Source organism: Rhodococcus sp. 077-4, from assembly GCF_047782425.1.
In the GTDB taxonomy this organism is placed as follows: domain Bacteria; phylum Actinomycetota; class Actinomycetes; order Mycobacteriales; family Mycobacteriaceae; genus Rhodococcoides.
Map to the genome: position 1 here is coordinate 181,499 of NZ_JAJPWC010000005.1, position 24,609 is coordinate 206,107.

At 65.2% G+C, this 24,609-nt stretch carries 21 protein-coding genes; 17 read left to right on the forward strand and 4 right to left on the reverse strand.

Annotation, left to right across the window (positions count from 1 at the left end; all coding sequences use genetic code 11):
- Window positions 1-164: 164 nt before the first annotated feature.
- A complete protein-coding gene (locus ACNEOT_RS22795; RefSeq protein WP_032378962.1) occupies window positions 165-617 on the forward strand; it encodes a universal stress protein in 453 nt (150 codons plus the stop codon).
- 70 nt (window positions 618-687) lie between these two features.
- On the opposite strand, the gene ACNEOT_RS22800 is transcribed toward ACNEOT_RS22795, so the two are convergent.
- The 3 genes from ACNEOT_RS22800 to ACNEOT_RS22810 all read right to left on the reverse strand — a co-directional run bounded on the left by ACNEOT_RS22800 (window position 688) and on the right by ACNEOT_RS22810 (window position 5,176).
- The gene (locus ACNEOT_RS22800) at window positions 688-3,009 is read right to left on the reverse strand and encodes a HelD family protein (RefSeq protein ID WP_415976873.1); all 2,322 of its coding nucleotides are present in this window, start codon (window positions 3,007-3,009) and stop codon (window positions 688-690) included.
- Between the two features lie 150 nt (window positions 3,010-3,159).
- The gene (locus tag ACNEOT_RS22805; RefSeq protein ID WP_415976874.1) at window positions 3,160-4,350 is read right to left on the reverse strand and encodes a DoxX family membrane protein; all 1,191 of its coding nucleotides are present in this window, start codon (window positions 4,348-4,350) and stop codon (window positions 3,160-3,162) included.
- A gap of 136 nt (window positions 4,351-4,486) precedes the next feature.
- Complete coding sequence (locus ACNEOT_RS22810) at window positions 4,487-5,176, reverse strand: MBL fold metallo-hydrolase (protein WP_415976916.1); 690 nt, start codon at window positions 5,174-5,176, stop codon at window positions 4,487-4,489.
- Window positions 5,177-5,439: 263 nt separating this feature from the next.
- On the opposite strand from ACNEOT_RS22810, the gene uvrA reads away from it, so the two are divergent.
- On the forward strand, window positions 5,440-8,367 hold the full coding sequence (gene uvrA, locus ACNEOT_RS22815) for an excinuclease ABC subunit UvrA (RefSeq protein ID WP_415976875.1): 2,928 nt from the start codon (window positions 5,440-5,442) through the stop codon (window positions 8,365-8,367).
- 84 nt (window positions 8,368-8,451) lie between these two features.
- Here uvrA and ACNEOT_RS22820 read toward each other — a convergent pair whose 3' ends face one another.
- Window positions 8,452-8,832, reverse strand: a complete 381-nt coding sequence (locus ACNEOT_RS22820; RefSeq protein WP_415976876.1) for a DUF1844 domain-containing protein — start codon at window positions 8,830-8,832, stop codon at window positions 8,452-8,454.
- A gap of 456 nt (window positions 8,833-9,288) precedes the next feature.
- On the opposite strand from ACNEOT_RS22820, the gene infC reads away from it, so the two are divergent.
- The 15 genes from infC (at window position 9,289) to argH (ending at window position 24,538) form a co-directional block, all read left to right on the forward strand.
- On the forward strand, window positions 9,289-9,948 hold the full coding sequence (gene infC / locus ACNEOT_RS22825) for a translation initiation factor IF-3 (RefSeq protein ID WP_230592545.1): 660 nt from the start codon (window positions 9,289-9,291) through the stop codon (window positions 9,946-9,948).
- A gap of 116 nt (window positions 9,949-10,064) precedes the next feature.
- The gene (gene rpmI / locus ACNEOT_RS22830) at window positions 10,065-10,259 is read left to right on the forward strand and encodes a 50S ribosomal protein L35 (protein ID WP_032394297.1); all 195 of its coding nucleotides are present in this window, start codon (window positions 10,065-10,067) and stop codon (window positions 10,257-10,259) included.
- Between the two features lie 88 nt (window positions 10,260-10,347).
- The gene (rplT, locus tag ACNEOT_RS22835; RefSeq protein ID WP_415976877.1) at window positions 10,348-10,737 is read left to right on the forward strand and encodes a 50S ribosomal protein L20; all 390 of its coding nucleotides are present in this window, start codon (window positions 10,348-10,350) and stop codon (window positions 10,735-10,737) included.
- 38 nt (window positions 10,738-10,775) lie between these two features.
- Window positions 10,776-11,582, forward strand: coding sequence for a TrmH family RNA methyltransferase (locus ACNEOT_RS22840; RefSeq protein ID WP_415976878.1), 807 nt, complete (start codon window positions 10,776-10,778; stop codon window positions 11,580-11,582).
- Window positions 11,583-11,688: 106 nt separating this feature from the next.
- Window positions 11,689-12,756, forward strand: coding sequence for a phenylalanine--tRNA ligase subunit alpha (pheS, locus tag ACNEOT_RS22845; protein WP_094612909.1), 1,068 nt, complete (start codon window positions 11,689-11,691; stop codon window positions 12,754-12,756).
- 56 nt (window positions 12,757-12,812) lie between these two features.
- Window positions 12,813-15,299, forward strand: coding sequence for a phenylalanine--tRNA ligase subunit beta (gene pheT / locus ACNEOT_RS22850; protein ID WP_415976879.1), 2,487 nt, complete (start codon window positions 12,813-12,815; stop codon window positions 15,297-15,299).
- 109 nt (window positions 15,300-15,408) lie between these two features.
- Complete coding sequence (locus ACNEOT_RS22855; RefSeq protein ID WP_415976880.1) at window positions 15,409-15,951, forward strand: hypothetical protein; 543 nt, start codon at window positions 15,409-15,411, stop codon at window positions 15,949-15,951.
- Window positions 15,952-16,003: 52 nt separating this feature from the next.
- Window positions 16,004-17,059, forward strand: a complete 1,056-nt coding sequence (gene argC, locus ACNEOT_RS22860; RefSeq protein ID WP_415976881.1) for an N-acetyl-gamma-glutamyl-phosphate reductase — start codon at window positions 16,004-16,006, stop codon at window positions 17,057-17,059.
- Window positions 17,056-18,294, forward strand: coding sequence for a bifunctional glutamate N-acetyltransferase/amino-acid acetyltransferase ArgJ (gene argJ / locus ACNEOT_RS22865; RefSeq protein ID WP_415976882.1), 1,239 nt, complete (start codon window positions 17,056-17,058; stop codon window positions 18,292-18,294). The genes argC and argJ overlap by 4 nt, the downstream gene beginning before the upstream one ends.
- A complete protein-coding gene (argB, locus tag ACNEOT_RS22870) occupies window positions 18,291-19,205 on the forward strand; it encodes an acetylglutamate kinase (protein WP_415976883.1) in 915 nt (304 codons plus the stop codon). The genes argJ and argB overlap by 4 nt, the downstream gene beginning before the upstream one ends.
- Window positions 19,202-20,398 carry an acetylornithine transaminase gene (locus ACNEOT_RS22875; protein WP_415976884.1) on the forward strand — a complete coding sequence of 399 codons (1,197 nt, stop codon included), beginning with the start codon at window positions 19,202-19,204 and terminating at the stop codon, window positions 20,396-20,398. The genes argB and ACNEOT_RS22875 overlap by 4 nt, the downstream gene beginning before the upstream one ends.
- A complete protein-coding gene (argF, locus tag ACNEOT_RS22880; RefSeq protein WP_415976885.1) occupies window positions 20,395-21,330 on the forward strand; it encodes an ornithine carbamoyltransferase in 936 nt (311 codons plus the stop codon). The genes ACNEOT_RS22875 and argF overlap by 4 nt, the downstream gene beginning before the upstream one ends.
- Complete coding sequence (locus tag ACNEOT_RS22885) at window positions 21,327-21,842, forward strand: arginine repressor (protein ID WP_415976886.1); 516 nt, start codon at window positions 21,327-21,329, stop codon at window positions 21,840-21,842. The genes argF and ACNEOT_RS22885 overlap by 4 nt, the downstream gene beginning before the upstream one ends.
- Before the next feature lie 51 nt (window positions 21,843-21,893).
- Window positions 21,894-23,093 carry an argininosuccinate synthase gene (locus ACNEOT_RS22890; RefSeq protein ID WP_094635385.1) on the forward strand — a complete coding sequence of 400 codons (1,200 nt, stop codon included), beginning with the start codon at window positions 21,894-21,896 and terminating at the stop codon, window positions 23,091-23,093.
- Entirely contained in the window at window positions 23,090-24,538 is a 1,449-nt protein-coding gene (gene argH, locus ACNEOT_RS22895; protein WP_415976887.1) for an argininosuccinate lyase, read from the forward strand. The genes ACNEOT_RS22890 and argH overlap by 4 nt, the downstream gene beginning before the upstream one ends.
- Window positions 24,539-24,609 lie beyond the last annotated feature (71 nt).

Genomic DNA, 24,609 nt, shown 5'->3' on the forward strand with positions numbered 1-24,609 from the left:
GTGGCGCGGATCGTGTTGTTCCCCAAGTTCACGTGCCGATCGGCCGGTTCCGGCTAATGTCAGCGCATCAGTCCCCGGACCACGTCTTTCGGTCCTGTGACTTGCACCAATCGAGATCGACCAGAAGTGTCACATCTGTGTGTGACCGACAAATGGAGGAATGAATGAGCGCCTACCGCACCGTCGTCGTCGGGACCGATGGCTCCGAATCGTCACTGCGGGCAGTGGAGAAGGCCGCGGCACTCGCGGGAGACGCCGACGCCACCTTGGTGATCGCCTGCGCGTACTACCCGGCCGATCCGAAGGACACGTCCGCTGCCGCCGACGCATTGCGCGAGGACGCCTACCAGATCACCGGATCGGCACCGACGCGCGAGATTCTGCGTACGGCGCGCGAGCACGCCACCAAGGCCGGCGCGAAGAACATCGAGGAGAAGGCGATCGTCGGTGCGCCCGTCGAGTCCCTGCTGGCACTGGTGGACGAGGTCAAGGGCGATCTGCTCGTCGTCGGCAACCGAGGCCTGAACTCGCTGACCGGTCGCCTGCTGGGATCGGTTCCGTCCGATGCCGCTCGCAAGTCCACCTGCGATGTTCTGATCGTGCACACCGTCCGCTGATTTCCCTGCACACACGAACGGCCCGCTCCATCGAATCGATCGAGCGGGCCGTTCGTGTGTGCGTGGTTCGTCAGGCCTCCGGCTCGAACGGCTGCAACGCCGAGAGCTCTCGGGGCAGTGCGTCGACGTGCACCACTCCAAGTCGCTGCGTGGCTCGGGTGAGCGCCACGTAGAGGTCGTTCATGCCCTTGACCGACTCGGCCACGATGGCACCCGGTTCGACGATCAGGACCGAGTCGAATTCGAGGCCCTTCGCGTCCTTCACGGTCGATACGGTCACCGACTCCGCTGCCAGATGACGGAATTGCTCGACGTGACCGGCCGGAACCAGCACGGCGCTCAGACCGGGACGCGGATGATCGGCCACGCGCTTCTCGACCGTGGTCACCAGATCTGCGGCTGCCACCTGTTGGGCCCACGGCTGTACGCCGGTGCTGCGAATGGACCGTGGTTCGGCCTGCTCGGGGTCGATCGCTGCCAACACGTCGTGCGCCACCGTCATGATCTCCGACGGTGTTCGATAGTTGACCGTCAACTCGGTTCGCTTCCAGCGCTTGGCCACATAGGGTTCGAGAACCGAACCCCACGACGAGGTTCCCGCTGGGTCGCCGGTCTGCGCCGTATCGCCCACCAGAGTCATCCATCGATTCGGTATGCGCCGCATGACCATTCGCCACGCCATGGCCGAGAGTTCCTGCGCCTCGTCGACGATCACGTGCCCGTAGGTCCAGGTTCGGTCACCGGCAGCACGTTCGGCCGTGGTGAGACGTTGCCCCGAATTCTGCCGTCGCGCAAGCTGATCGGCATCGATGAGGTCGTAGGCCATCAGGATCTCCGGGTCGAGCTCGTCCTCGAGATCCTGTGGTGCCGAACCGGTCAGAATGTCCAATGCGCCCTGGGCGTCGGCAATCTGGCTGCGCCACTGACGTTGTGCCTGTTCACGTTCGGCGGCGTCGTCCACGCCGAGCAGTTCGGCCAGTTCGTCGAGCAGGGGAGCGTCGGCGGAGGAGAAACCGTAGCCCCGACGAACGAGAGACTCGCGCTCCGCTTCGTCCAGTCCCGGTGCCGCCGAGGCGATCTTCTCCGACGACGTGAACAGGTCGTGTAGAACTTGCTGGGGCGACAGATCCGGCCACAGCTCGTCGACGGCGGCCATGACGTCCTGGTCTTCACGCATCTCGTCGCGCATGTCCGCGATGTCGTCTGCACTGAGCAAGCTGGACCCGTCGACGACGTTCTGCCCCAGTTTCGCCGCCAGTTGGTTCGCCAATTGGTCGAGGACCGAGGACACGAACAACGGCCGAGCCAGGTTGTGCGGTCGCCGCGACGAGCGAGCGCGCCCGCGAGCCCGAGTGACGATCTTGCGGTCGAGCGTGATGTCGTAGGTGTCGAACTTCAGGCGGCGCGGCTGGGCGGGAACTTCCTGGCGGTCGCGGACCGCCTGGGTCAGCACCTCGACCATGGACAGTCTGCCCTTGACCTCTGTTGCCAGGGCGGAATCCTCGCGTTGCGCACGGACCCCCGGGTAGAGGTCGCCGATCGTGGACAGCAGTACGCCGGTCTCGCCCAACGAGGGAAGCACCTGGCCGATGTAGTCGAGGAACGTGGCGTTGGGTCCGATGATCAGGACGCCGCTCTTACCGAGTTGTTGCCGGTAGGTGTAGAGCAGATACGCGGCACGGTGCAGTGCGACGGCGGTCTTGCCCGTGCCCGGCCCGCCCTGAACGACCAGAACGCTGCGGTGTTGCGACCGAATGATTGCGTCCTGTTCACTTTGGATCGTCTCGACGATGTCGTTCATCTGACCGGTACGCGCGGCATCGAGCGCCGAAAGCAGTGCGCCTTCACTGGCGACACCGCCTGCCACGGCAGCATCGCTGGACGATCGAGCGGAGTTCAGATCGAGGAACTCGTCCGCGATCGATGTCACTCGACGGCCACGGGTGCGAATGTGTCTGCGCCGCAACACATTTTCGGGTGCGGCCGGTGTCGCCAGGTAGAACGGCCGGGCCATCGGCGCACGCCAGTCCAGCAGCAGCGTTTCGTAGTCGTTCTTGTCGTCGAGAATTCCGACGCGTCCGATGTATCGCTCGGGCCGGTCGTCGACTTTGGGGTCGAGCGAATCAGGATCGAGGTCGATTCGTCCGAAGCACAGTCCGTTCTCTGCCGCGTCGTACTTGGCAATGTCCTCGGTGTACATCTGGTTGAACGATTCGCGCTCGCTGCGGGCCTGCGGGGTTCCGCCGGTCTCCAACAGCACTGTGCGCAATCGAGTTGCCGCGTATTCGCGTAGCGCGTCGAGTTGGGTGTACAGCCGCGTCAGATGCGCCTGCTCGAAGTCTTCTTCGATCGGCACATCGGAATCGCTCGATGTGTGGCCGTCGTCCGGCAAAGGGTCTCCTCGGGAGTTCGGCCGAGGCGAAGATATCGCCTCGAAATCAGCCAGAGCAGTCTACGCCGCACAACGGCCCTGCCGCAGAACCGCAGTTCCGGGACAGGGCCGTGTACGCGAACGTCGCTGTGCTGTTGCTCGCGGAGAGAGCTACTTCGTGTACTGCTGCAGCTTCTTGTCCAAGTTCTTCTGAGCCTTGGCAACTCGCTTCTCGAGCTTGGCGCGAGCCTGCTCGGTCACCTTCTCGAGTTCCTTGCTCTGCTTCTCGGCGCGCTTGCGGGCGCGCGTGCTCAGCGTCTCGACGCGGTCCGACGCGAGGTCTGCCCACGTGACCCCACGCTTCTGAGCCTCCTCGGCCAGGACCGAGCCCTTCTCGGAAGCGAGATCGGCGAGCTTGGACGCCCGCTTCTGCGCGACATCGGCCAGTTCGACACGGCGATCTGCAGCGACGTCGACGAGCTTGGACCCGCGCTTCTGCGCGAGCTCGGCCAAATCGGATCCGCGGTGCGCTGCCTTGTCGGCCAGCTTGGAGCCGCGCTTCTGAGCCTCTTCGGCCAGGTCGCTGCCGCGATCGGCGGCGAGTTCGGCGAGCTTGGAGCCGCGCTTCTGCGCTTCCTCGGCCAGCACGGAGCCCTTGTCGGCCGCGATGTGAGCCCAGCGGTTCAGGGCCGGCTGAGCGACCTCGGCCAGTTCCGATCCCTTGTCGGTGGCGATGTCGGCCAGCTTGGCGAGCTTGGGCTGTGCGGCATCGGCAAGCTTGGCCAACTTGGGCTGGGCCGCGTCGGCGAGATCGGCGCTACGGCTCGCGGCGATGGCTGCGATCTCCTTCACTCGCTCTCCGGTGTCGTGGGTGGAGTGTCCGGGCAGTGCCGAGACGACGCTCTCCTGCGCGCGGCGGGCCGCCCGCTTGCTGCGCCACGCGACGGACGGCTTGCCCTCGGTGTCGACGGCCGCGATGAGCAGACCGCCGAGGAGGCTCAGGTTCTTGAAGAAGTGGATGCGCTGCGCAGCCTTGGTTTCCGGATCGGTTTCGTTCCAGAAGGCGTGACCGGCGAGCGTCGTCGGAACGAGACTTCCGGCGAGTGCGAGCGAGGCGATGCGCGGTGCCTTGCCGGTGGCCAGCAGAATGCCGCCCGCGACCTGGATGCCGCCGTTGATGCGGACCAGCGTCTCCGGGTCGTTCGGAACGTTCGCGGTGACGTCGTTGGGGAGGACGTCCTTGCCCTGCTCGATCAGCGGAGTGGCAACCTTCGCTTTGCCGGTGGGGTTACGGAGTGCGTCGACGCCCCCTGCGATGAAAATCGTAGACATCAACGGACGGGCGATACGGCGGACCAGCATTGACAGCCTCCTGCATAGTTTCTCGTGTCTCGGCGGTAAAACCTGGGACGGGCCGGCAGGCGGAAAACCTACCGGTGGACGTCCTTTTGTCACCCTATTCATACCCCGGGATCGACGGTCTCAAGCACGCCGATCTTCACCAACCCCGTTCGCGCCATTCGGCCAGGTGAGGGCGCTCGGCTCCGAGTGTGGTGTCCTTCCCGTGGCCGGGATAGACGATCGTGTCGTCGTCGTATCGGTCGAACAGCTTTTCGGTCACGTCGTCGAGGAGGCGATCGAAATCCTCGGGGCTTCCCGTCTTGCCGACGCCACCGGGGAACAGGGAATCGCCGGTGAAGAGATGGGTTCGCGTGCCGTCCGCGTCGGTCAGTGCGAGCGCGATCGAGCCGGGGGTGTGCCCGGTCAGGTGCACCACATCGAGGGTGAGTTCGCCCACCGACACCGTGTCCCGATCGGCCAGCAGGCGATCGGGGGCCACCGGCAGCGGCGCGGCATCGAGTTCGTGGGCGGCAGTCGGCGAGTCGGTGCCGCGAGCTATGTCTGCCAGTGCCTGCCAATGGTCGGCGTGCTGATGTGTCGTCACGATGAGCGAGAGCGTCGGGGCGTTCTCGTCGATGAGCGACGAGATGCGCTCGGCCTCGTTGGCGGCGTCGATCAGCAAGGAGTGGCCGGTTGCGGAACAGACAACCAGGTAGGTGTTGTTGTCCATGGGGCCGACAGACATCTTCGTGATCGTGGCTCCGGGAACGGTCCGCCGCTGAGGCTGCGAACCTTGCGCGACGACGCCGGTGTAGTTGTCGTCGATGACCATGAGGTGCTCGTCCATTTCGAGGACGCTACCGTCGGCAGCGGCACGAGGGGCGGCGGGGTAGCGCACGTGGAAAAGTCTGTCGGTGCCTGGATCTACCATTGCTACCGCGTGAGGTTCGTCCTCACCACAACAGGTTTTCGACGTGGGGTCCTCGGTTACTCGTCCTGTGACCGGTGCGTCGGCATCACACGTCATCACACGACTCGGAGTCGTGCAGTGCTGCGTCCCGTCGAGTAGCAACTCGACTGGACGTGCTCGTTCGGAAAGAAGGGAACACAGTGGCGGATCGCCTGATAGTGCGAGGTGCACGGGAGCACAATCTGCGGGGAGTCGACATCGACCTTCCCCGGGATGCGCTGATCGTGTTCACGGGTCTGTCCGGCTCGGGCAAGTCGTCCCTCGCCTTCGACACGATCTTCGCCGAAGGTCAGCGTCGCTACGTGGAGTCGCTGTCGGCATACGCGCGGCAGTTCCTCGGTCAGATGGACAAGCCGGACGTCGATTTCATCGAGGGCCTCTCGCCCGCAGTGTCCATCGATCAGAAGTCGACCAACCGCAATCCCCGGTCGACGGTGGGCACCATCACCGAGGTCTACGACTACCTGCGCCTGCTCTACGCCCGCGCCGGCACGGCTCACTGCCCGGTGTGCAGCGAACAGATCGCGAAGCAGACTCCGCAGCAGATCGTCGATCAGGTGTTGGACATGGAGGAGGGCCTGAAGTTCCAGGTTCTCGCTCCGGTGGTGCGCACGCGCAAGGGAGAGTTCGTCGATCTCTTCGACTCGCTCAACACTCAGGGCTACTCCCGTGTGCGCGTCGACGGTGTCGTGCACCAGCTCACGAGCCCACCTGTTCTCAAGAAACAGGAGAAGCACGACATCGAGGTGGTCGTGGACCGCCTCACGGTCAAGTCCAGCTCGAAGCAGCGCCTGACCGACTCGGTGGAAACCGCACTCCGTCTGGCCGACGGCATCGTGGTTCTGGACTTCGTCGACCGCGACGAGAACGCGGCCGACCGCGAACGTCGGTTCTCCGAGAAGCTCGCCTGCCCCAACGGCCACCCGCTGTCCATCGATGACCTCGAACCGCGGTCCTTCTCCTTCAACTCGCCGTACGGTGCCTGCCCGGACTGCGTCGGTCTCGGCGTTCGCAAGGAGGTCGACCCCGAGCTCGTCGTTCCCGACGGAGATCTCAGCCTCGCCGACGGTGCCATCGCACCGTGGTCGATGGGCCAGACGTCGGAGTACTTCGGGCGCCTGCTGTCCGGGCTCGCCGATGCCATGGGGTTCGACCTGAACGCACCGTGGAACAAGCTGCCCGTCAAGGTCAAGCGCGCGGTGCTCGAGGGCAGCGACCATCAGGTGCATGTGAAGTACAAGAACCGCTACGGCCGAACTCGGTCGTACTACGCCGAGTTCGAGGGTGTGATGCCGTTCCTGCACCGTCGTCTCGAGCAGACCGAGTCCGAGCAGATGAAGGAACGCTACGACGGGTACATGCGTGACGTGCCGTGTCCCACCTGTAATGGTGCGAGGCTGCGGCCCGAGATCCTGTCGGTGACGATCGCGGCGGGCGACTTCGGTCCGAAGTCGATCGCCGAGGTGTGCGAGTTGTCGATCGCCGACACCGCGAACTTCCTCAACAGCCTCACCCTCGGTCGGCGTGAGGAAGCGATCGCGGGGCAAGTCCTCAAAGAGGTGCAGGCTCGTCTTGGCTTCCTGCTCGACGTCGGTCTGGAATACCTGTCGCTGGCTCGGACCGCCGGTTCGCTGTCCGGCGGCGAGGCCCAGCGCATCCGACTCGCCACTCAGATCGGATCGGGACTCGTCGGTGTTCTCTACGTTCTCGACGAGCCGTCGATCGGGCTGCATCAGCGCGACAACCGGCGGCTCATCGACACGTTGACGCGGTTGCGCGATCTCGGCAACACGCTCATCGTCGTCGAACACGACGAGGACACCATCCGCACCTCGGACTGGGTGGTCGACATCGGGCCCTTGGCAGGCGAGCACGGCGGACGCGTCGTGCACAGCGGTTCCTACGAGGACCTCCTCACCAACGAGGAATCACTGACCGGTGCATATCTCTCCGGGCGGATGGAGATTCCGCTACCGGACACCCGCCGCGTCGTCGACAAGAAGCGTCAGGTGACCGTGGTCGGTGCCCGCGAGCACAATCTGCGCGGCATCGACGTCAGCTTCCCGCTGGGTGTGTTGACCTCGGTCACCGGTGTCTCGGGTTCCGGTAAATCCACCCTCGTCAACGACATCCTCGCGACCGTGATGGCCAACAAACTCAACGGTGCACGTCAGGTTCCCGGTCGGCACACACGGATCAACGGACTCGATCAACTCGACAAGCTCGTTCGAGTCGACCAGTCACCGATCGGTCGTACACCGCGCTCGAACGCCGCAACATACACCGGGGTCTTCGACAAGATCCGGACGTTGTTCGCGGCGACCACCGAGGCCAAGGTGCGCGGCTATCAGCCCGGTCGGTTCTCGTTCAACGTCAAGGGCGGTCGATGCGAGGCGTGCTCGGGAGACGGCACCCTGAAAATCGAGATGAACTTCCTGCCGGACGTCTACGTCCCGTGTGAAGTGTGCGAGGGTGCGCGGTACAACCGTGAAACGCTCGAAGTCCACTACAAGGGCAAGACCATCGCCGAGGTCCTGGATATGCCGATCGAGGAGGCTGCCGACTTCTTCGAGGCCATCACCTCGATCCACCGGTATCTCAAGACCCTCGTAGAGGTCGGTCTCGGGTACGTCCGACTCGGACAACCGGCGACCACGTTGTCCGGCGGCGAGGCGCAGCGCGTGAAGCTGGCCGCGGAATTGCAGAAGCGGTCCACCGGACGCACTGTCTACATTCTCGACGAGCCGACCACCGGCCTGCACTTCGAGGACATTCGCAAGCTGCTCGGCGTCGTGAACGGTCTGGTCGACAAGGGCAACACGGTGATCGTCATCGAGCACAATCTCGACGTCATCAAGGTGTCCGACTGGGTCATCGATATGGGACCCGAAGGCGGTTCCGGAGGCGGAATGGTTGTGGCACAGGGAAATCCCGAAGCGGTGGCTGCCGTTTCGGAAAGCTACACCGGCAAATTCCTGCAGGAAGCGCTCACCAGTGAGTCGGTCGTGACCCCGCCGGTGAAGTCGGCTCCGAAGAAGCGCAGGCCACGCAAAGTTGCTGCTGTCTGATTCACATCGGTAACGACGAAGCCGCGTCCGGAATTCACCGGACGCGGCTTCGCGTACATCTGTCGACGTTGCGGATGGTCCTGCTCAGTGCACCGGGCCGGTGTACTTCTCGCCGGGGCCCTTCCCCGGCTCGTCCGGATGGGCCGATGCTTCTCTGAACGCGCGTTGCAGCGCCTGTAACCCGTCGCGGATGGGGCCGGCATGGGGGCCGAGATATTCCACCGACGCAGTGACCAAACCGGCGAGCGCAGTGATGACGCGTCGCGCTTCGTCGAGGTCGAGGTACGGGCTTTCTGCGGGATCCGGCTCGGAGAGACCCAACTTCTCGGCTGCCGAACTCATCAGCATCACTGCAGCGCGGCTGATGACCTCGACCGCCGGGACCTCGGCGAGTTCACGGACTTCGGGCTCGGTGCCCAGGGGTTCGGCACCTACGGCATCGTCGGGACTGGGGGAGCTGGTCATGCCTACGAGAATCCCACGCCGCCTGCTGCAGAGAGCAGCGGGTGTCCGAGGCGAACGCGCGACGAGGCTCGATTTTTCGATTCCAGAATGTGCTGGTAGTGTGACTCGACGACCGTCTTCGGCGTGCGCTCCTCGATGGAGTTCACCGCACGGAGGCAGCAAGTGGAGCCCGACTCCCACCGGCATGCAGCCTTCAACAAGTTGCTTCCGGTCCGGTCGCACGATGAGAACCCTCACCGGTTCTCGATGTGCTTCCTCCCAATGAGGAGACTGTACGACAGTTGTCGTGCGGTTCGACCGGTCGACATCGGGCCCTGCTGTCGGTACACACCGAAAGCAGGGTTTTTTCTTTGCAGCGATTCGCATCGCCGCGAGGAGTGTCGAGGATCGACGGCGACGGGCTGTGCCAGTGGCAGGCGGTCGGGTTACACCACACCGCACTACCTAGGAGGCCCCATCAGCACTGAGACCCGCATCAACGATCGCATCCGAGTTCCCGAGGTCCGGCTTGTCGGACCTGGCGGTGAACAGGTGGGAATCGTGCGTGTTGAAGATGCACTCCGCTTGGCTCTCGAAGCCGACCTCGATCTTGTAGAAGTAGCTCCCGACGCACGTCCGCCGGTCTGCAAGATCATGGACTACGGGAAGTTCAAGTACGAGGCTGCGCAGAAGGCGCGCGAATCGCGCAAGAACCAGACGCTCACCGTCATCAAGGAGCAGAAGCTCCGCCCCAAGATCGACGCTCACGACTACGAGACCAAGAAGCGCAACGTCGTTCGCTTCCTCGAAGCCGGCTCGAAGGTCAAGGTCACCATCATGTTCCGCGGTCGCGAGCAGTCGCGTCCCGAACTCGGTTTCCGTCTGCTGCAGCGTCTGGGCGCGGACGTAGCGGAGCTCGGCTTCGTGGAGACCTCGGCAAAGCAGGACGGCCGCAACATGACGATGGTGTTGGCACCGCACAAGGGTGCCAAGACTCGCGTCAAGGCACAGGAGAGCGCAGCGGCACCGCCCGCGCAACGCGCACCGGCTCCCGCGCCGGAACAGCCCGCCGACGCAGCCCCGGCTGCCGAAGCACCGGCCGCAGCAGCTCCGGCTACTCCGGCGCAGACCAACTGAGCCACGCGCTCTACCAGTAAGACAGCCTTACAACCCGTTTCGGTGCGCAGTTTTCCGTTGCGCTGTGCGGCTGTGCCATGCAACACCGAAGAGCTATTACAGAAGAAGAGGATTTCATGCCCAAGCAGAAGACCCACAGTGGTGCCAAGAAGCGATTCAAGGTGTCCGGCAGCGGCAAGATCCTGCGCCAGAAGGCCGGCCGTCGCCACCTGCTCGAGCACAAGCCCACCAAGGTGACCCGTCGCCTCGATGGTGTTGCCGTCGTCAAGAAGCCCGACGTGCCGCGGATCAAGCGCCTGCTCGGCATCTGATCTGGAACGGCCGCCGACCTGATACCGGTCGGCTTCATCCCATTACCATTCGGGGTTCAACAAGCCCCCAGATCGACAGGATTTACCAGTGGCACGCGTAAAAAGGGCCGTCAACGCCCAGAAGAAGCGCCGTTCGATTCTCGAAGCGTCCAAGGGCTACCGCGGACAGCGCTCACGTCTGTACACCAAGGCCAAGGAGCAGCAGCTCCACTCGCTGACCTACGCGTACCGGGACCGCCGCGCGCGCAAGGGTGACTTCCGCAAGCTGTGGATCACGCGTATCAACGCTGCAGCTCGGGCCAACGACATCACGTACAACCGCTTCGTCCAGGGCCTCAAGGCTGCTGGCGTCGAGGTCGACCGCAAGATCCTCGCCGAGCTCGCCGTGTCGGATGCTGCGGCATTCGCAGGCATCGTCGCCATCGCCAAGGCTGCACTGCCTGCCGATGTCAACGCTCCTGCCGGAGAAGCAGCCTGAGCGAGTCGACGTACGACGACTCAACACCGAAACGGCCCGTGGATTCGCTGACCGAGCGAACACCGCGGGTCGTTTCGGCCGTCAAGCTGGCACGTGCGGCCGAACGCAAGAAGACCGGACTCTTCCTCGCCGAGGGCTTCAATGCGGTATCCGAGGCGTCGCGGTTCGGGGCGGTGCGTGAGCTGTTCTTCACCTCCGATGCGCTCGAGCGCCACCACACCCTCATCGCGTCGGTCGAGGCCGGTGGCGCTCGGGTTTTTCCGATCACCGAACGCGCGGCGAAGGCTCTCTCCGACACCGTGACGCCGCAGGGACTGGTCGCCGTCACCGAGCTGATCGATGTTCCGCTCGATCGAGCGTTGGCCGGGTCGCCCCGCCTGGTGGCTGTACCTGTGGAGGTGGCCGAACCGGGCAACGCCGGGACCGTCATTCGCGTCGCCGACGCAGCCGGCGCGGATTCTGTTGTGTTGCTTGGTGATTCGGTGGATCCCCACAACGGTAAGTGTGTCCGCGCTTCGGCGGGCAGCGTCTTCCATCTCCCTGTTGCTCGAGAGCGGTCGATCGAGTCCGGCATCGACGCGTTGCGCAGAGCCGGACTGACCATCGTGGCCACGGCTGCGGACGGCGAAGTCGATCTCGACGACGCCGACGAGCTGCTCACGCAACCGACTGCGTGGTTGTTCGGCAACGAGGCGCACGGGCTTTCCGCGTCCGTGACGCGCGCTGCCGATCACCGCATTCGAATCCCGATCCACGGTCGAGCCGAGAGCCTCAACCTCGCCACCGCAGCGGCGATCTGCCTGTACGCGAGTGCGAGGGCACAGCGACGCTCCGAAAACGTGTGAGCACGTCTCGCCTAGGATCGATACCTGTCTGCTCCGTGCAGGAGTGAAGCCTGCGCAACGACCCTTCGTGGCAGACACCGACTATTACTCGAGGAGTGCAGCTGTCGTGGCGAAGAAAGATGTCGGAACCGAGCCGGTGGATCCGAGCGTTCTCGAGGAGTCCGCTCTCGGATCCGCGGTGGACTCGGCCGAGCAGGCGTTCGCCGACGCGTCGGACCTCGATGCTCTGACCAAGGTCAAGATCGATCACGTGGGCGGCAAGGCTCCGTTGGCGTTGGCGCAGCGGGCACTCGGTGCGATCCCGGGGGACCAGAAGGCGGACGCGGGCAAACGCGTCAAGGCGGCGCGCGATCGAGTGCAGAAGGCCTTCGACGAGCGTCGCGCCGTGCTCTCGGCCGAGCGTGACGCCGCAATCCTGGTCGCAGAAACCATCGACGTGACACTGCCGACCGACCGAGCTCCAGTCGGTGCCCGGCACCCCATCACGATCATCGCCGAACAGGTTGCCGACGTGTTCGTCGGTATGGGCTGGGAGGTCGAAGAGGGCCCCGAGGTCGAGACCGAACACTTCAACTTCGACGCGCTCAATTTCTTGCCCGATCACCCGGCACGCACGATGCAGGACACGTTCCACATCGCACCCGAGGGTTCGCGGCAGGTGCTGCGCACGCATACCTCCCCGGTGCAGGTCCGGTCGATGCTCTCGCGTGAGGTTCCGATCTACGTCGTCTGCCCGGGACGGACGTTCCGCACGGACGAACTCGACACGACGCACACGCCGGTGTTCCATCAGGTCGAGGGTCTCGCTATCGACAAGGGCCTGACCATGGCGCACCTGCGCGGCACACTGGATGCGTTCGCCAAGGCCTTGTTCGGCAACGACACTCGTACTCGTATGCGGCCCAACTACTTTCCGTTCACCGAGCCGTCGGCCGAGGTCGACGTGTGGTTCCCCAAGAAGAAGGGCGGGGCCGGTTGGGTCGAGTGGGGCGGCTGCGGAATGGTCAATCCGAAGGTGTTGCAGGCCAGCGGAATCGACCCCGAGGTCTACACCGGATTCGCGTTCGGTATGGGCCTCGAGCGGACGCTGCAGTTCCGTAACGACATCCCGGACATGCGCGACATCGTCGAGGGCGACATCCGGTTCACGTTGCCCTTCGGCGTTCAGGCCTGACGGAAGTTTCTCACCCGCCCCACTTCTTCTCGGATACAAGAAAGAGCTGAGCACACGTGCGAGTCCCACAATCCTGGCTGACCGAGGTCCTGCACGCGGGTTCTCCCGACTGGGCCGTGTCGCCCGAGGAGCTCGACGCCGGTTTCGTACGGGTCGGGTTCGAGGTCGAGGAGCTCGTGTCCCTGGACAACGTGACCGGCCCACTGGTGGTGGGTCGCGTCAGCTCGATCGAGGAGCTGACCGAGTTCAAGAAGCCGATTCGCTTCTGTCTGGTGGACGTCGGAGCCGCCGAGCCTCAGGAAATCGTGTGCGGCGCCAGGAACTTCGCCGAGGGTGACCTGATCGTGGCCGCTCTGCCGGGCAGCGTCCTGCCCGGGGGATTCGCCATCGCGTCGCGCAAGACCTACGGCCGCAACTCCAACGGCATGATCTGCTCGACGCTCGAACTCGGGTTGGGTAAGGATCACTCCGGAATTCTGGTGCTGCCCGAGGGTACGGCCACTCCGGGCGACGACGCCAAACCTCTTCTCGGCCTGCAAGATTCGGTCATCGAACTGAACGTCACCCCGGATCGCGGTTACGCCTTCTCGGTTCGCGGTCTCGCACGGGAACTGGCGTGCAGCTTCGATCTGCCGTTCGTCGATCCGGCGCGCACCGTCCCCGCCGAGGTCACCGGCGACGCATGGCCGGTCACCGTCGAACCGAACTCGGGCGCATCGCGATTCGCGTTGCGCAGAGTCGTCGGCATCGATCCGACGGCGACGACGCCGTGGTGGATGCAGCGTCGACTCCTGCTGGCGGGTGTGCGCCCGATCTCGGCGGCCGTCGACGTCACCAACTACGTCCTGCACGAATTGGGCCAACCGCTGCACGCGTTCGGCGCCGCCAAGCTCGAGGGCGATCTGACGGTCCGTCGCGCGAATACGGGGGAGAAGTTGACGACGCTGGACGGGGTGGAGCGTTCCCTCGATCCCGAGGACGTCGTCATCGCCGACGGGTCGGGCGCGATCTCGTTGGCCGGTGTCATGGGCGGCGCGTCCACCGAGGTCGACGACTCGACCACCGAGGTCGTACTCGAAGCAGCGTCGTTCGATCCTCTCGCTGTGTTCCGCACCGGTCGTCGCCACAAGCTCTCCAGCGAGGCGAGCAAGCGTTTCGAGCGGACCGTGGATTCTGCTCTGCCTGTCGCAGCACTCGATCGGGCGGCTCAGTTGCTGGTCGAGATCGCCGGTGGCCGGATCGAGCCGGTGTTGACCGACGTCGGTAGCGCTGCCGAGTACCCGGCGGTCACGATGGACTTCGACCTGCCCGACCGCATCGCCGGAGTGCAGTACGCCAATGGAACCGCGGCCCGACGGCTGACGCAGATCGGCTGTGGAGTCGAGGTGTCGGTCGACGACGCCGGGCACGGCCAGCTCATCGTCACGCCGCCGTCCTGGCGACCGGACCTGGTGCAGCGCGCCGACCTGGTGGAGGAGGTGCTGCGGCTGGAAGGGCTCGAACAGATTCCGTCGGTTCTGCCGTCGGCCCCTGGAGGTCGTGGCCTCACGGGCGAACAGAAGCGCAGGCGCGCCGTCGGCAAGGCACTCGCATTCTCCGGGTACGTCGAGGTGTTGCCTCCGGTGTTCCTACCCAAGGGTGTGTTCGACACGTGGGGTCTCGATGCAGACGATCCGCGGCGCGAAACCACCTCGGTGCTCAACCCGCTCGAGGCCGACCGTCCCGAGCTCGCGACCACGGTACTTCCGGGATTGCTCGAGATGCTGAGCAGGAACATCGCCCGCGGCCAACGAGACGTGTCGCTGTTCGGCATTGCCCAGGTGGTGCTCCGACACGACGCCACCGCCGCTGTCGAGGCGTTGCCGGTCGATCGTCGTCCCACCGACGACCAGATCGCGATGCTTCGCGGTTCGCTGCCGGCGCAGCCGGTGCACGTGGGCATGGTGCTCACCGGTCAGCGTGAGCTGTCGGGCCCCTGGGGTCCCGGCCGCGCGGCCGAGGCCACCGATGCGTTCGCTGCGGTGCGTACCGTTGCCGAGGCGTCCGGAGTTCACGTCGATCTCCGTGCCGCACAGCATCTTCCGTGGCATCCCGGTCGGTGCGCGGAGGTCCTGCTCGACGGCGAGGTCGTCGGATACGCGGGCGAGCTGCACCCGGCCGTGCTCGAGCGTGCAGGCTTGCCGCCGCGCACGTGTGCCGTGGAGCTGAGCCTGAGCGCTCTCCCCGTCGTCGAATCGCTGCCCGCCCCCGAGGTGTCGCCGTATCCGGCAGTGCTGCAGGACGTGGCCGTCGTGGTCGACGCGTCCGTGCCTGCGGCGTCGGTGGAAGCCGCGCTCACGATCGGCGGTGGCGACCTGCTCGAGTCGATTCGACTGTTCGACGTCTACGAGGGTGAACAGGTCGGTGAGGGTCGCAAGTCCCTGGCGTTCGCATTGCGGTTCCGCGGAGCCGACGGCACCTTGACCGAGGATCAGGCCACGGCTGCCCGAGATGCGGCGGTCGAGGCAGCATCGAAGGCTGTCGGCGCGCAGTTGCGCAGTTGAATCAGCACAGTTGCGCAGTTGATTCAGCGCAGCTGCGTAGCTGATCCGTCCACGCCCTGGCGTGTGTGTCCGTAGCGTGGAGTCACGAGTTCGGTGACGGGAGCAGCGCATGAGTGAGTTCGGATCAGACGGTACGGCGACGGATCTTCGGGTGGTCGAGGAAATTCTCGCCGCCGTGGCGGGTCGCCCGCGGTTGGCCTCGGTGGCAGCTGCCGCGTCGGCGCTGGCGGCGGAGCTCGAACCCACGACACCCGATCGCAGTGTGCCGCCGGGGACGGTTCCCGACGTCGACGTTCCGCAGGTGACGAGGCCGCGGATCGACCAGCCGCTCGGTGATCCACCGCCGGGGGCTCCGCTCGGCGGATCGGTACCGGGGATCATCGATGCGGAGCTGGTCGAGGACATGCCTGCTGGCACCGGATACAGGGGTGGGTCGGTGAGTGCTCCGAGCGGCGACTTCACCGACTCGGGGGTGCCCACATGGGACGGTGTGCGCGAGAAGGTGGAACAGCGATCGGGGACTGCCGTCGGTGCCGAGGAGTTGGACCGAGACTCCACTGCAGGTCGCGACCTCGACGAGCAGTGGAACGAGCGTCAGGAAGCCGGCCGCAGGAAGCTCGACGAGATACGCAAGTCCATGGGTGGACGCTGACACACCGCACCCGTTCATGAATGAGCTTGCATGATGCTGCATAATAAACCGCATGACTATTTCGGAGGCCACGCCGAAGCGCATCGCGGTGGCGGGCGCAAGTGGGTACGCCGGCGGTGAGATCCTTCGACTGTTGCTCGGGCACCCCGGAGTGCGCGACGGTTCGTTGGTCATCGGCTCTTTGACCGCCGGCGGCAACGCCGGCGCGACGCTGGGTGATTTCCATCCGCATCTGCTGCCACTCGCTGATCGCGTTCTCGGTCCGACCACCGTCGACGAGCTCGCCGGGCACGACGTCGTGTTCCTGGGGCTGCCGCACGGCAAGTCCGCCGAACTCGCGCTGCAACTGCCCGAGTCCGTGGTGATCATCGATTGTGGTGCCGATTTCCGCCTCACCGACGGTGCCGCGTGGGAGAAGTACTACAAGAGTCCTCATGCCGGCAGTTGGCCGTACGGATTGCCGGAGCTCCCGGGCTGCCGGGAGCGGTTGGTCGGTGCCACTCGCATCGCGGTTCCCGGGTGTTACCCGACGGTGTCGTCTCTCGCACTCGCACCTGCTGTCGCCGCAGGCATCATCGAACCCCGCGTCAATATCGTTGCCGTCAGCGGTACTTCGGGTGCCGGCCGCGCTCCCAAGGCCGATCTTCTGGGTTCGGAGGTGATGGGTTCGGTTCGGGCGTACGCAGTTGCGGGTGCCCACCGGCACACTCCCGAGATCGTGCAGAACTTGTCGGCCGTCGCCGGTAGCGCTGTTGCGGTGTCCTTCACGCCGGTTCTCGCGCCGATGCCCCGCGGAATCCTGGCCACCTGCACCGCGATCACCACTGCCACGCAGGCACAGGCCGTCGAGGTCTACGAGAAGGCCTACGCCGCAGAGCCGTTCGTGCACGTACTTCCCGCCGGTCGGCTTCCGCAGACCGGTTCGGTCATCGGGTCCAACGCCGTGCAGATGAGTGTGTCGGTCGATGCAGACGCCGGCTTGCTCGTCGTGATCGCGGCCATCGACAACCTGGCCAAGGGTACGGCGGGAGCCGCCGTGCAATCCATGAATCTTGCACTGGGAATCACCGAGACCGAGGGTCTCTCTACCGTAGGAGTAGCACCATGAGCAGCGTCGGGAGCCAGGCGGAGGCCGTCGGTACAGTTGCGGGCAAGCTCGTGCGCACGCAGGGTGTCACCGCTCCCGCGGGTTTTCGCGCCGCCGGGATTCCGGCCGGAATCAAGGCAAGTGGCAAGTCGGATCTGGCCCTGGTGTTCAACGAAGGCCCGGACTTCGCGGCAGCGGGTGTGTTCACCCGGAACAAGGTCAAGGCTGCGCCGGTGCTGTGGTCGCAGCAGGTGCTCTCCACCGGACGGCTGCGTGCGGTGATTCTCAATTCCGGTGGTGCCAATGCCTGCACGGGTGCGCCGGGATTTCAGGATGCGCACCGCACGGCCGAGGAAGTGGCGTCCGCGCTGAGCAATTGGGGTTCGGAGACGGGCGCGATCGAGATCGCCGTGTGCTCGACGGGTCTCATCGGTGATCGGCTTCCGATGGACAAGCTCCTGCCCGGCGTGACCGAGGTCGTGCACGAACTCGCGGGCGGTATCTCCGGCGGCACCGACGCGGCCTACGCGATCATGACCACCGATACCGTGCCCAAGCAGGCTGCCATTCATCATGCCGACAAGTGGAACGTCGGCGGCATGGCCAAGGGTGCAGGCATGCTTGCACCGTCTTTGGCCACGATGCTCAGTGTCATCACCACCGATGCCGTCGCCACCGCGGAACAGCTCGACAAGGCGTTGCGTGCGGCGACCCGGTTGTCCTACGACCGGCTCGACGTCGACGGCGCGTCCTCGACCAACGACACCGTGTTGTTGCTGGCCTCCGGGGCCAGTGGAGTGGCACCGTCGCAGGAAGAACTCGACGCCGCGGTGCTGGCTGTGTGCGACGACCTCGCCGACCAGATGATGGCCGACGCCGAGGGAGTGACGAAGCGGGTGCGGATCACCGTCTCGGGTGCCGTGTCCGAGGACGACGCCCTGATCGGCGCGCGTACGGTCGCCAGGGATTCATTGACCAAGACGGCCCTGTTCGGCTCGGATCCCAACTGGGGTCGGGTGCTCGCCGCGATCGGCATCGCCCCGATCGAGCTCGACCCCGATCGAATTGCCGTGTCGTTCAACGGCAATCCGGTGTGCATCGACGGTGTGGGTGCTCCGGGGGCGCGGGAGGTCGACCTGTCAGGTGTCGACATCGCAGTGACCATCGACCTCGGGCTCGGTTCCGGTACGGCCACGATCAGAACGACGGACCTGTCCCACGCGTACGTCGAAGAGAACTCGGCGTACTCGTCATGAGTTCTGCGACAACACCACTGACGGCCGCGCAGAAGGCCTTCACTCTCGCCGAGGCTCTGCCCTGGCTGCAGCGGTTCTCCGGGAAGATCGTCGTCGTGAAGTACGGCGGCAACGCCATGATCGACGACGATCTCAAACGTGCGTTCGCAGCCGACATGGTTTTTCTGCGCACCGTCGGAATCCATCCCGTCGTCGTGCACGGTGGCGGCCCGCAAATTTCGGCGATGCTGACCAGGCTCGGCCTGACCGGCGAATTCCGCGGCGGGTTCCGCGTCACCACGCCCGAGGTCATGGACATCGTTCGAATGGTGTTGTTCGGGCAGGTCGGTCGCGAACTCGTCGGCCTGATCAACGGTCACGGTCCGTACGCAGTCGGCATCTCCGGTGAGGACGGACACCTGTTCACTGCAACGCGTCGGACCGTGCTGGTCGACGGCGCGGACACCGACATCGGTCTGGTCGGTGACGTCACGTCGGTGAATCCCGCAGCGGTCTTCGATCTCATTGCTGCAGGACGTATTCCGGTGGTGTCCACCATCGCTCCCGACCGCGACGGCGTCGTGCACAACATCAACGCCGACACCGCGGCAGCTGCACTGGCGAGTGCCATCGGTGCCGAGAAGTTGGTGGTGCTCACCGATGTGGAAGGCCTGTACACGAATTGGCCCGATCGCAGCTCGTTGACCTCCGAGATCGACGCGTCCGCACTCGAGACATTGCTGCCCTCGCTCGACGCCGGGATGGTGCCGAAGATGGAAGCGTGCCTGCGCGCTGTTCAGGCCGGTGTTCCGTCTGCGCATGTGATCGACGGTCGTGTCGAGCATTCCGTTCTGGTGGAGCTGTTCACCGGCGAGGGAATCGGCACCATGGTCACCCCCGCCAACTCTTCTACGTCAGGAGTCACGTCATGACCGGCACCCTCGATCTGCAACAGCGGTGGTCGAATTCGTTGATGGACAACTACGGTGTTCCTCGCGTGGCGCTCGTACGCGGCGAAGGTGCGGTGGTGACGGACGCCGACGGCAAGCAGTATCTCGATTTGCTGGCAGGGATTGCCGTGAACATCCTCGGCCACGCCCATCCGGCGGTGATCGAGGCGGTCACCACTCAGCTTTCCACCCTCGGTCACACCTCGAATCTGTATGCAACAGAACCCGGTATCGCGTTGGCCGAGCAATTGCTCGCGCACCTCGGTGCCGGGGCTACCGGTCGAGTCTTCCTGTGCAACTCGGGAACCGAGGCCAACGAGGCGGCGTTCAAGATCGCTCGCCTCACCGGCCGGCCCAACATCGTGGCCGCCGAGAAGTCCTTTCACGGGCGGACGATGGGAGCGCTTGCACTCACCGGGCAACCCGACAAGCGGACTCCGTTCGAGCCGATGCCTGCGGGCGTGCAGCACGTGCCGTACGGCGATGTGGCCGCGCTCGAAGCCGCCGTCGATTCCGATACCGCCGCAGTGTTTCTCGAACCCATCATGGGCGAGGGAGGGGTGGTGGTTCCGCCGGAGGGGTATCTCCTCGCTGCGCGGGAGATCACTGCGAAGCACGGCGCTTTGCTGGTTCTCGACGAGGTGCAGACCGGTATCGGTCGCACGGGGTGGTTCTACGCGCATCAGTCGGTCGGCATCGTGCCCGACGTCATCACGCTCGCCAAGGGCTTGGGCGGTGGCCTGCCCATCGGAGCATGCATCGGTATCGGAGCGGCGGGGGAACTGCTGCATCCGGGCAAGCACGGCACCACCTTCGGCGGCAATCCCGTGTGCGCCGCCGCGGCACTTGCCGTACTGCGCACCATCGCCGACGAGGATCTCGTCTCCCACGCCGACAGCATCGGCAAGACAATTGCGCACTCCATCGAGAACCTCGAACACCCGTTGGTGAGCCATGTTCGGGGCTCGGGTCTCCTGCTCGGCGTGGTGCTCACCGCTGCCGTGGCACCGGCGGCCGAGGCTGCCGCGCGCGAGGCAGGCTTCCTCCTCAACGCGGCACAGCCCGACGTGCTCCGGCTCGCACCACCGTTGATCATCACCGAAGAGCAAGCCGCGTCGTTCGTGACGGCGTTACCGGCAATTCTCGATGCAGCACAGGAGGCTCACCAGCCATGACCGTTCAGCACTTCCTCCGGGACGACGACATCACGCCCCAGCAGCAGGGCGAAATCCTGGCTCTGGCAGCAGAACTCAAGCGCGCGCCGTTCTCGAAGCGTCCGCTCGAAGGTCCCCAGGGGATCGGCGTCATCTTCGAGAAGAACTCCACGCGCACCCGTTTCTCCTTCGAGATGGGAATCGCGCAGTTGGGTGGTCATGCGGTGGTCGTGACCGGCCGCGATACCCAACTCGGTCGTGAAGAGACGTTGCAGGACACGGGTCGGGTTCTTTCGCGCTACGTCGAAGCGGTCGTGTGGCGCACGTTCGGGCAGAAGCGCCTCGAACAAATGGCTACGGGCGCAACAATTCCCATCGTCAATGCCCTGTCCAACGAATTCCACCCGTGCCAGGTACTGGCCGATCTGCAAACGCTCATCGAGCACAAGGGAAACCTGCAGGGTCGTACGCTGGCCTACTTCGGTGACGGTGCCAACAACATGTCCCATTCGTTGCTCATCGGCGGGGTGACGGCGGGGCTCAACGTCAGGATCGCTGCCCCCAAGGAGTTCGCGCCGCTCGGATACGTTCTCGACGCCGCCCGTGCGCGCGCCGAGGAGACCGGGGCCACCGTCACCATCACCGAGGATCCGGTCGAGGCCGCCACCGGTGCCGACGCATTGGTCACCGACACGTGGACATCGATGGGACAGGAGAACGACGGTCTCGATCGCGTTGCCCCGTTCCGCCCGTATCGAATCGACTCCGATCTTCTGGCCAAGGCCCAGTCCGACGCTGTCGTGCTGCACTGCCTCCCCGCCCACCGCGGCGAGGAGATCACCGACGAGGTGCTCGACGGTCCGCAGAGTGTGGTCTGGGACGAGGCCGAGAACCGCCTGCACGCGCAGAAGGCTCTGCTTGTGTGGCTCCTCCAACAGGCCAGGCGACCATGAGCGAGGACGTCACTGCGGTGCCGTTGACTGCGTCGACCCGGGCGGGAAGGCAGGCGCGCATCATCGCGTTGCTGGCCACGCATCAGGTACGCAGTCAACCGCAGCTGGCGTCGTTGCTGTCCGCCGAGGGGATCGACACCACGCAGGCCACGCTCTCACGGGACCTGGAGGAATTGGGTGCGGTCAAATTGCGTGCACCGGACGGCGGAGTGGGGGTGTACGTCGTGCCCGAGGACGGCAGCCCGGTCCGCGGAGTGTCCGGCGGTACCGACCGCCTCCTGAAGTTGCTGGGGGAGTTGTTGGTGTCCACCGATCACAGCGGGAACCAGGCTGTATTGCGAACACCGCCGGGTGCGGCGCACTACCTCGCCAGCGCCTTGGATCGGGCCGCGATGCCCGAGATCGTCGGAACCATCGCCGGTGACGACACCATTCTGTTGATAGCCCGCGAGCCGCACACCGGCGGCGAGGTCGCGGACAAGATCGAGAAGCTTGCTCGACGCGGTAACTGAGATCCGGTTACCCATCATGCGCAACAAGAACAACGAAGGAGCTCGAACACCATGGCCGAACGCGTCATCCTCGCCTATTCCGGCGGACTCGACACCTCTGTCGCCATCAGCTGGATCGGACGAGAGACCGGCAAGGAGGTCGTCGCTGTCGCCATCGATCTGGGGCAGGGCGGCGAGGACATGGACGTCGTGCGTCAGCGCGCACTCGATTGCGGCGCAGTCGAATCCGTGGTCGTCGACGCCAGGAACGAGTTCGCCGACGAATACTGCCTGCCGACGGTGCAGTCCAACGCGCTCTACATGGATCGGTACCCGCTGGTGTCGGCCATCAGCCGTCCGTTGATCGTCAAGCACCTCGTCGAGAACGCGCGAGCCCACGGCGGAACCGTTGTTGCACACGGGTGCACGGGCAAGGGCAACGACCAGGTTCGGTTCGAGGTCGGCTTCAACACGCTCGCTCCCGAGCTCGAGGTGCTGGCACCGGTTCGTGACTACGCGTGGACCCGTGAGAAGGCAATCAAGTTCGCCGAAGAGAACGACATCCCGATCAACGTGACCACCAAGTCGCCGTTCTCCATCGACCAGAACGTCTGGGGGCGCGCGGTGGAGACCGGTTTCCTCGAGGACCTGTGGAACGCGCCGACCAAGGATGTCTACGACTACACCGAGGATCCGACGGTCAACTTTCAGGCTCCCGACGAGCTCATCGTCTCGTTCGACAAGGGTCGTCCCGTCGCGATCGACGGCCGTCCGGTCTCGGTCCTCGAAGCTATCCAGGAGCTCAACACTCGTGCGGGAGCGCAGGGTGTCGGCCGGCTGGACGTGGTCGAGGATCGGCTCGTCGGCATCAAGAGTCGCGAGATCTACGAGGCACCAGGAGCGATGGTGCTCATCCGCGCCCACGAGGAACTCGAGCACGTGACCCTCGAGCGCGAACTCGGTCGCTACAAGCGTCACACCGACCAGAAGTGGGCCGAGTTGGTGTACGACGGCCTGTGGTACTCCCCGCTCAAGGGTGCACTCGACACGTTCGTCCAGCACACGCAGGAACATGTCTCGGGCGACATTCGCCTGGTTCTGCACGCGGGCGGGATCATCGTCAACGGACGCCGCAGTGGCGAGTCGCTCTACGACTTCAATCTCGCCACCTACGACGAGGGCGACACGTTCGATCAGTCCGCGGCCAAGGGCTTCGTTCAGTTGCACGGACTCTCGTCGAAGATCGCCGCGAAGCGGGACCTGGGCCTGTGACGAATTCGGAGAACTCGCACGGAACCAACGAAGGTTCGCTCTGGGGCGGCAGATTCGCATCGGGGCCGGCCGCCGCCATGGCAGCGCTGAGCAAGTCGACGCACTTCGATTGGGTTCTCGCGCCCTACGACATCCGCGCATCCATGGCGCACGCCCGCGTGCTCAACGGTGCCGGACTGCTCACCCCGCAGGACCTCGAGACCATGCTCGACGGTTTGCAGCGTCTCGCCGCCGACGTCGCCTCGGGCGCGTTCGTGGCAGCCGAATCGGACGAGGACGTGCACGGCGCTCTCGAACGCGGTTTGATCGATCGAGTGGGACCCGAGGTCGGTGGCAGGCTACGCGCGGGCCGGTCGCGAAACGACCAGGTGGCGACGCTGTTCCGAATGTGGCTGCGCGACGCCGTCCGTCGGGTGTCGGTCGGTGTTCTCGATGTGGTCGACGCGTTGGCCACCCAGGCAGCGGCGCATCCGACAGCGGTCATGCCGGGCAAGACCCATTCGCAGGCGGCGCAGCCGGTGTTGCTGGCGCATCATCTGCTCGCCCACACCCATCCGTTGCTGCGTGATGTGCAGCGCTTCGCGGACTTCGACACGCGAGCAGCGGTGTCGCCGTACGGTTCCGGTGCACTCGCCGGTTCGTCGTTGGGCCTGAGTCCGGAGAAGATCGCGGCCGAACTGGGGTTCGACTCGTCCGCCGAGAACTCGATCGACGCCACGTCCTCACGAGACTTCGCGGCCGAGGCGGCCTTCGTGCTCGCGATGACGGCCGTCGATCTGTCGCGGTTCGCCGAGGAGGTCATCTCGTGGAGCACTCCCGAGTACGGCTACGTGACGTTGGCCGACGCATGGTCGACAGGCAGTTCGATCATGCCGCAGAAGAAGAACCCGGATGTCGCCGAACTGACGCGTGGCAAGACCGGGCGACTGATCGGAAATCTCACCGGTTTGCTGGCCACGCTCAAGGCGCAACCGTTGGCCTACAACCGTGATCTCCAGGAAGACAAGGAGCCGGTGTTCGATTCGGTGGCGCAGCTCGAACTGTTGCTGCCCGCGCTCACCGGGTTGACGGCGACACTCGAGTTCCACACCGACCGGATGGCCGAGCTCGCTCCGGCCGGGTTCACCCTTGCCACCGATATCGCCGAATGGATGGTGCGGCAGGGCATCGCCTTCCGGGTGGCCCACGAGGCAGCGGGAGCCTGTGTCCGCGCGGCAGAGGCGCGCGGCGTCGGGCTCGCGGAACTGACCGACGCCGAACTCGCCGCGATCGATCCGTCCCTCACTCCGGCCGTCCGTGAGGTGCTCACGGTGGAAGGTTCCATCTCGTCGCGTGATGCGCGCGGTGGCACGGCAGCGGTGCAGGTGGCGCATCAGCTCGGCGGTGTGCGGTCGACTGCCGCGACCCTGCGTGCATGGGCCGAGGAACCGGTGTTGCGGCACTGAGTACGCAAACGATATCCACGCCGGTTTCCTCGAGGGTGATGTGAGAAGCTTCTCCTCACGCGAAGACCGAT

What these genes read in the sequence shown, in the direction of transcription:
- ACNEOT_RS22795 (WP_032378962.1), top strand. Translation starts at nt 165, where the DNA reads ATGAGCGCCTACCGCACCGTCGTCGTCGGGACCGATGGCTCCGAATCG.
- ACNEOT_RS22805 (WP_415976874.1), bottom strand. Translation starts at nt 4,350, where the DNA reads ATGCTGGTCCGCCGTATCGCCCGTCCGTTGATGTCTACGATTTTCATC.
- ACNEOT_RS22810 (WP_415976916.1), bottom strand. Translation starts at nt 5,176, where the DNA reads ATGGACGAGCACCTCATGGTCATCGACGACAACTACACCGGCGTCGTC.
- ACNEOT_RS22820 (WP_415976876.1), bottom strand. Translation starts at nt 8,832, where the DNA reads ATGACCAGCTCCCCCAGTCCCGACGATGCCGTAGGTGCCGAACCCCTG.
- rpmI (WP_032394297.1), top strand. Translation starts at nt 10,065, where the DNA reads ATGCCCAAGCAGAAGACCCACAGTGGTGCCAAGAAGCGATTCAAGGTG.
- ACNEOT_RS22855 (WP_415976880.1), top strand. Translation starts at nt 15,409, where the DNA reads ATGAGTGAGTTCGGATCAGACGGTACGGCGACGGATCTTCGGGTGGTC.
- argC (WP_415976881.1), top strand. Translation starts at nt 16,004, where the DNA reads ATGACTATTTCGGAGGCCACGCCGAAGCGCATCGCGGTGGCGGGCGCA.
- argJ (WP_415976882.1), top strand. Translation starts at nt 17,056, where the DNA reads ATGAGCAGCGTCGGGAGCCAGGCGGAGGCCGTCGGTACAGTTGCGGGC.
- argB (WP_415976883.1), top strand. Translation starts at nt 18,291, where the DNA reads ATGAGTTCTGCGACAACACCACTGACGGCCGCGCAGAAGGCCTTCACT.
- ACNEOT_RS22875 (WP_415976884.1), top strand. Translation starts at nt 19,202, where the DNA reads ATGACCGGCACCCTCGATCTGCAACAGCGGTGGTCGAATTCGTTGATG.
- argF (WP_415976885.1), top strand. Translation starts at nt 20,395, where the DNA reads ATGACCGTTCAGCACTTCCTCCGGGACGACGACATCACGCCCCAGCAG.
- ACNEOT_RS22885 (WP_415976886.1), top strand. Translation starts at nt 21,327, where the DNA reads ATGAGCGAGGACGTCACTGCGGTGCCGTTGACTGCGTCGACCCGGGCG.
- ACNEOT_RS22890 (WP_094635385.1), top strand. Translation starts at nt 21,894, where the DNA reads ATGGCCGAACGCGTCATCCTCGCCTATTCCGGCGGACTCGACACCTCT.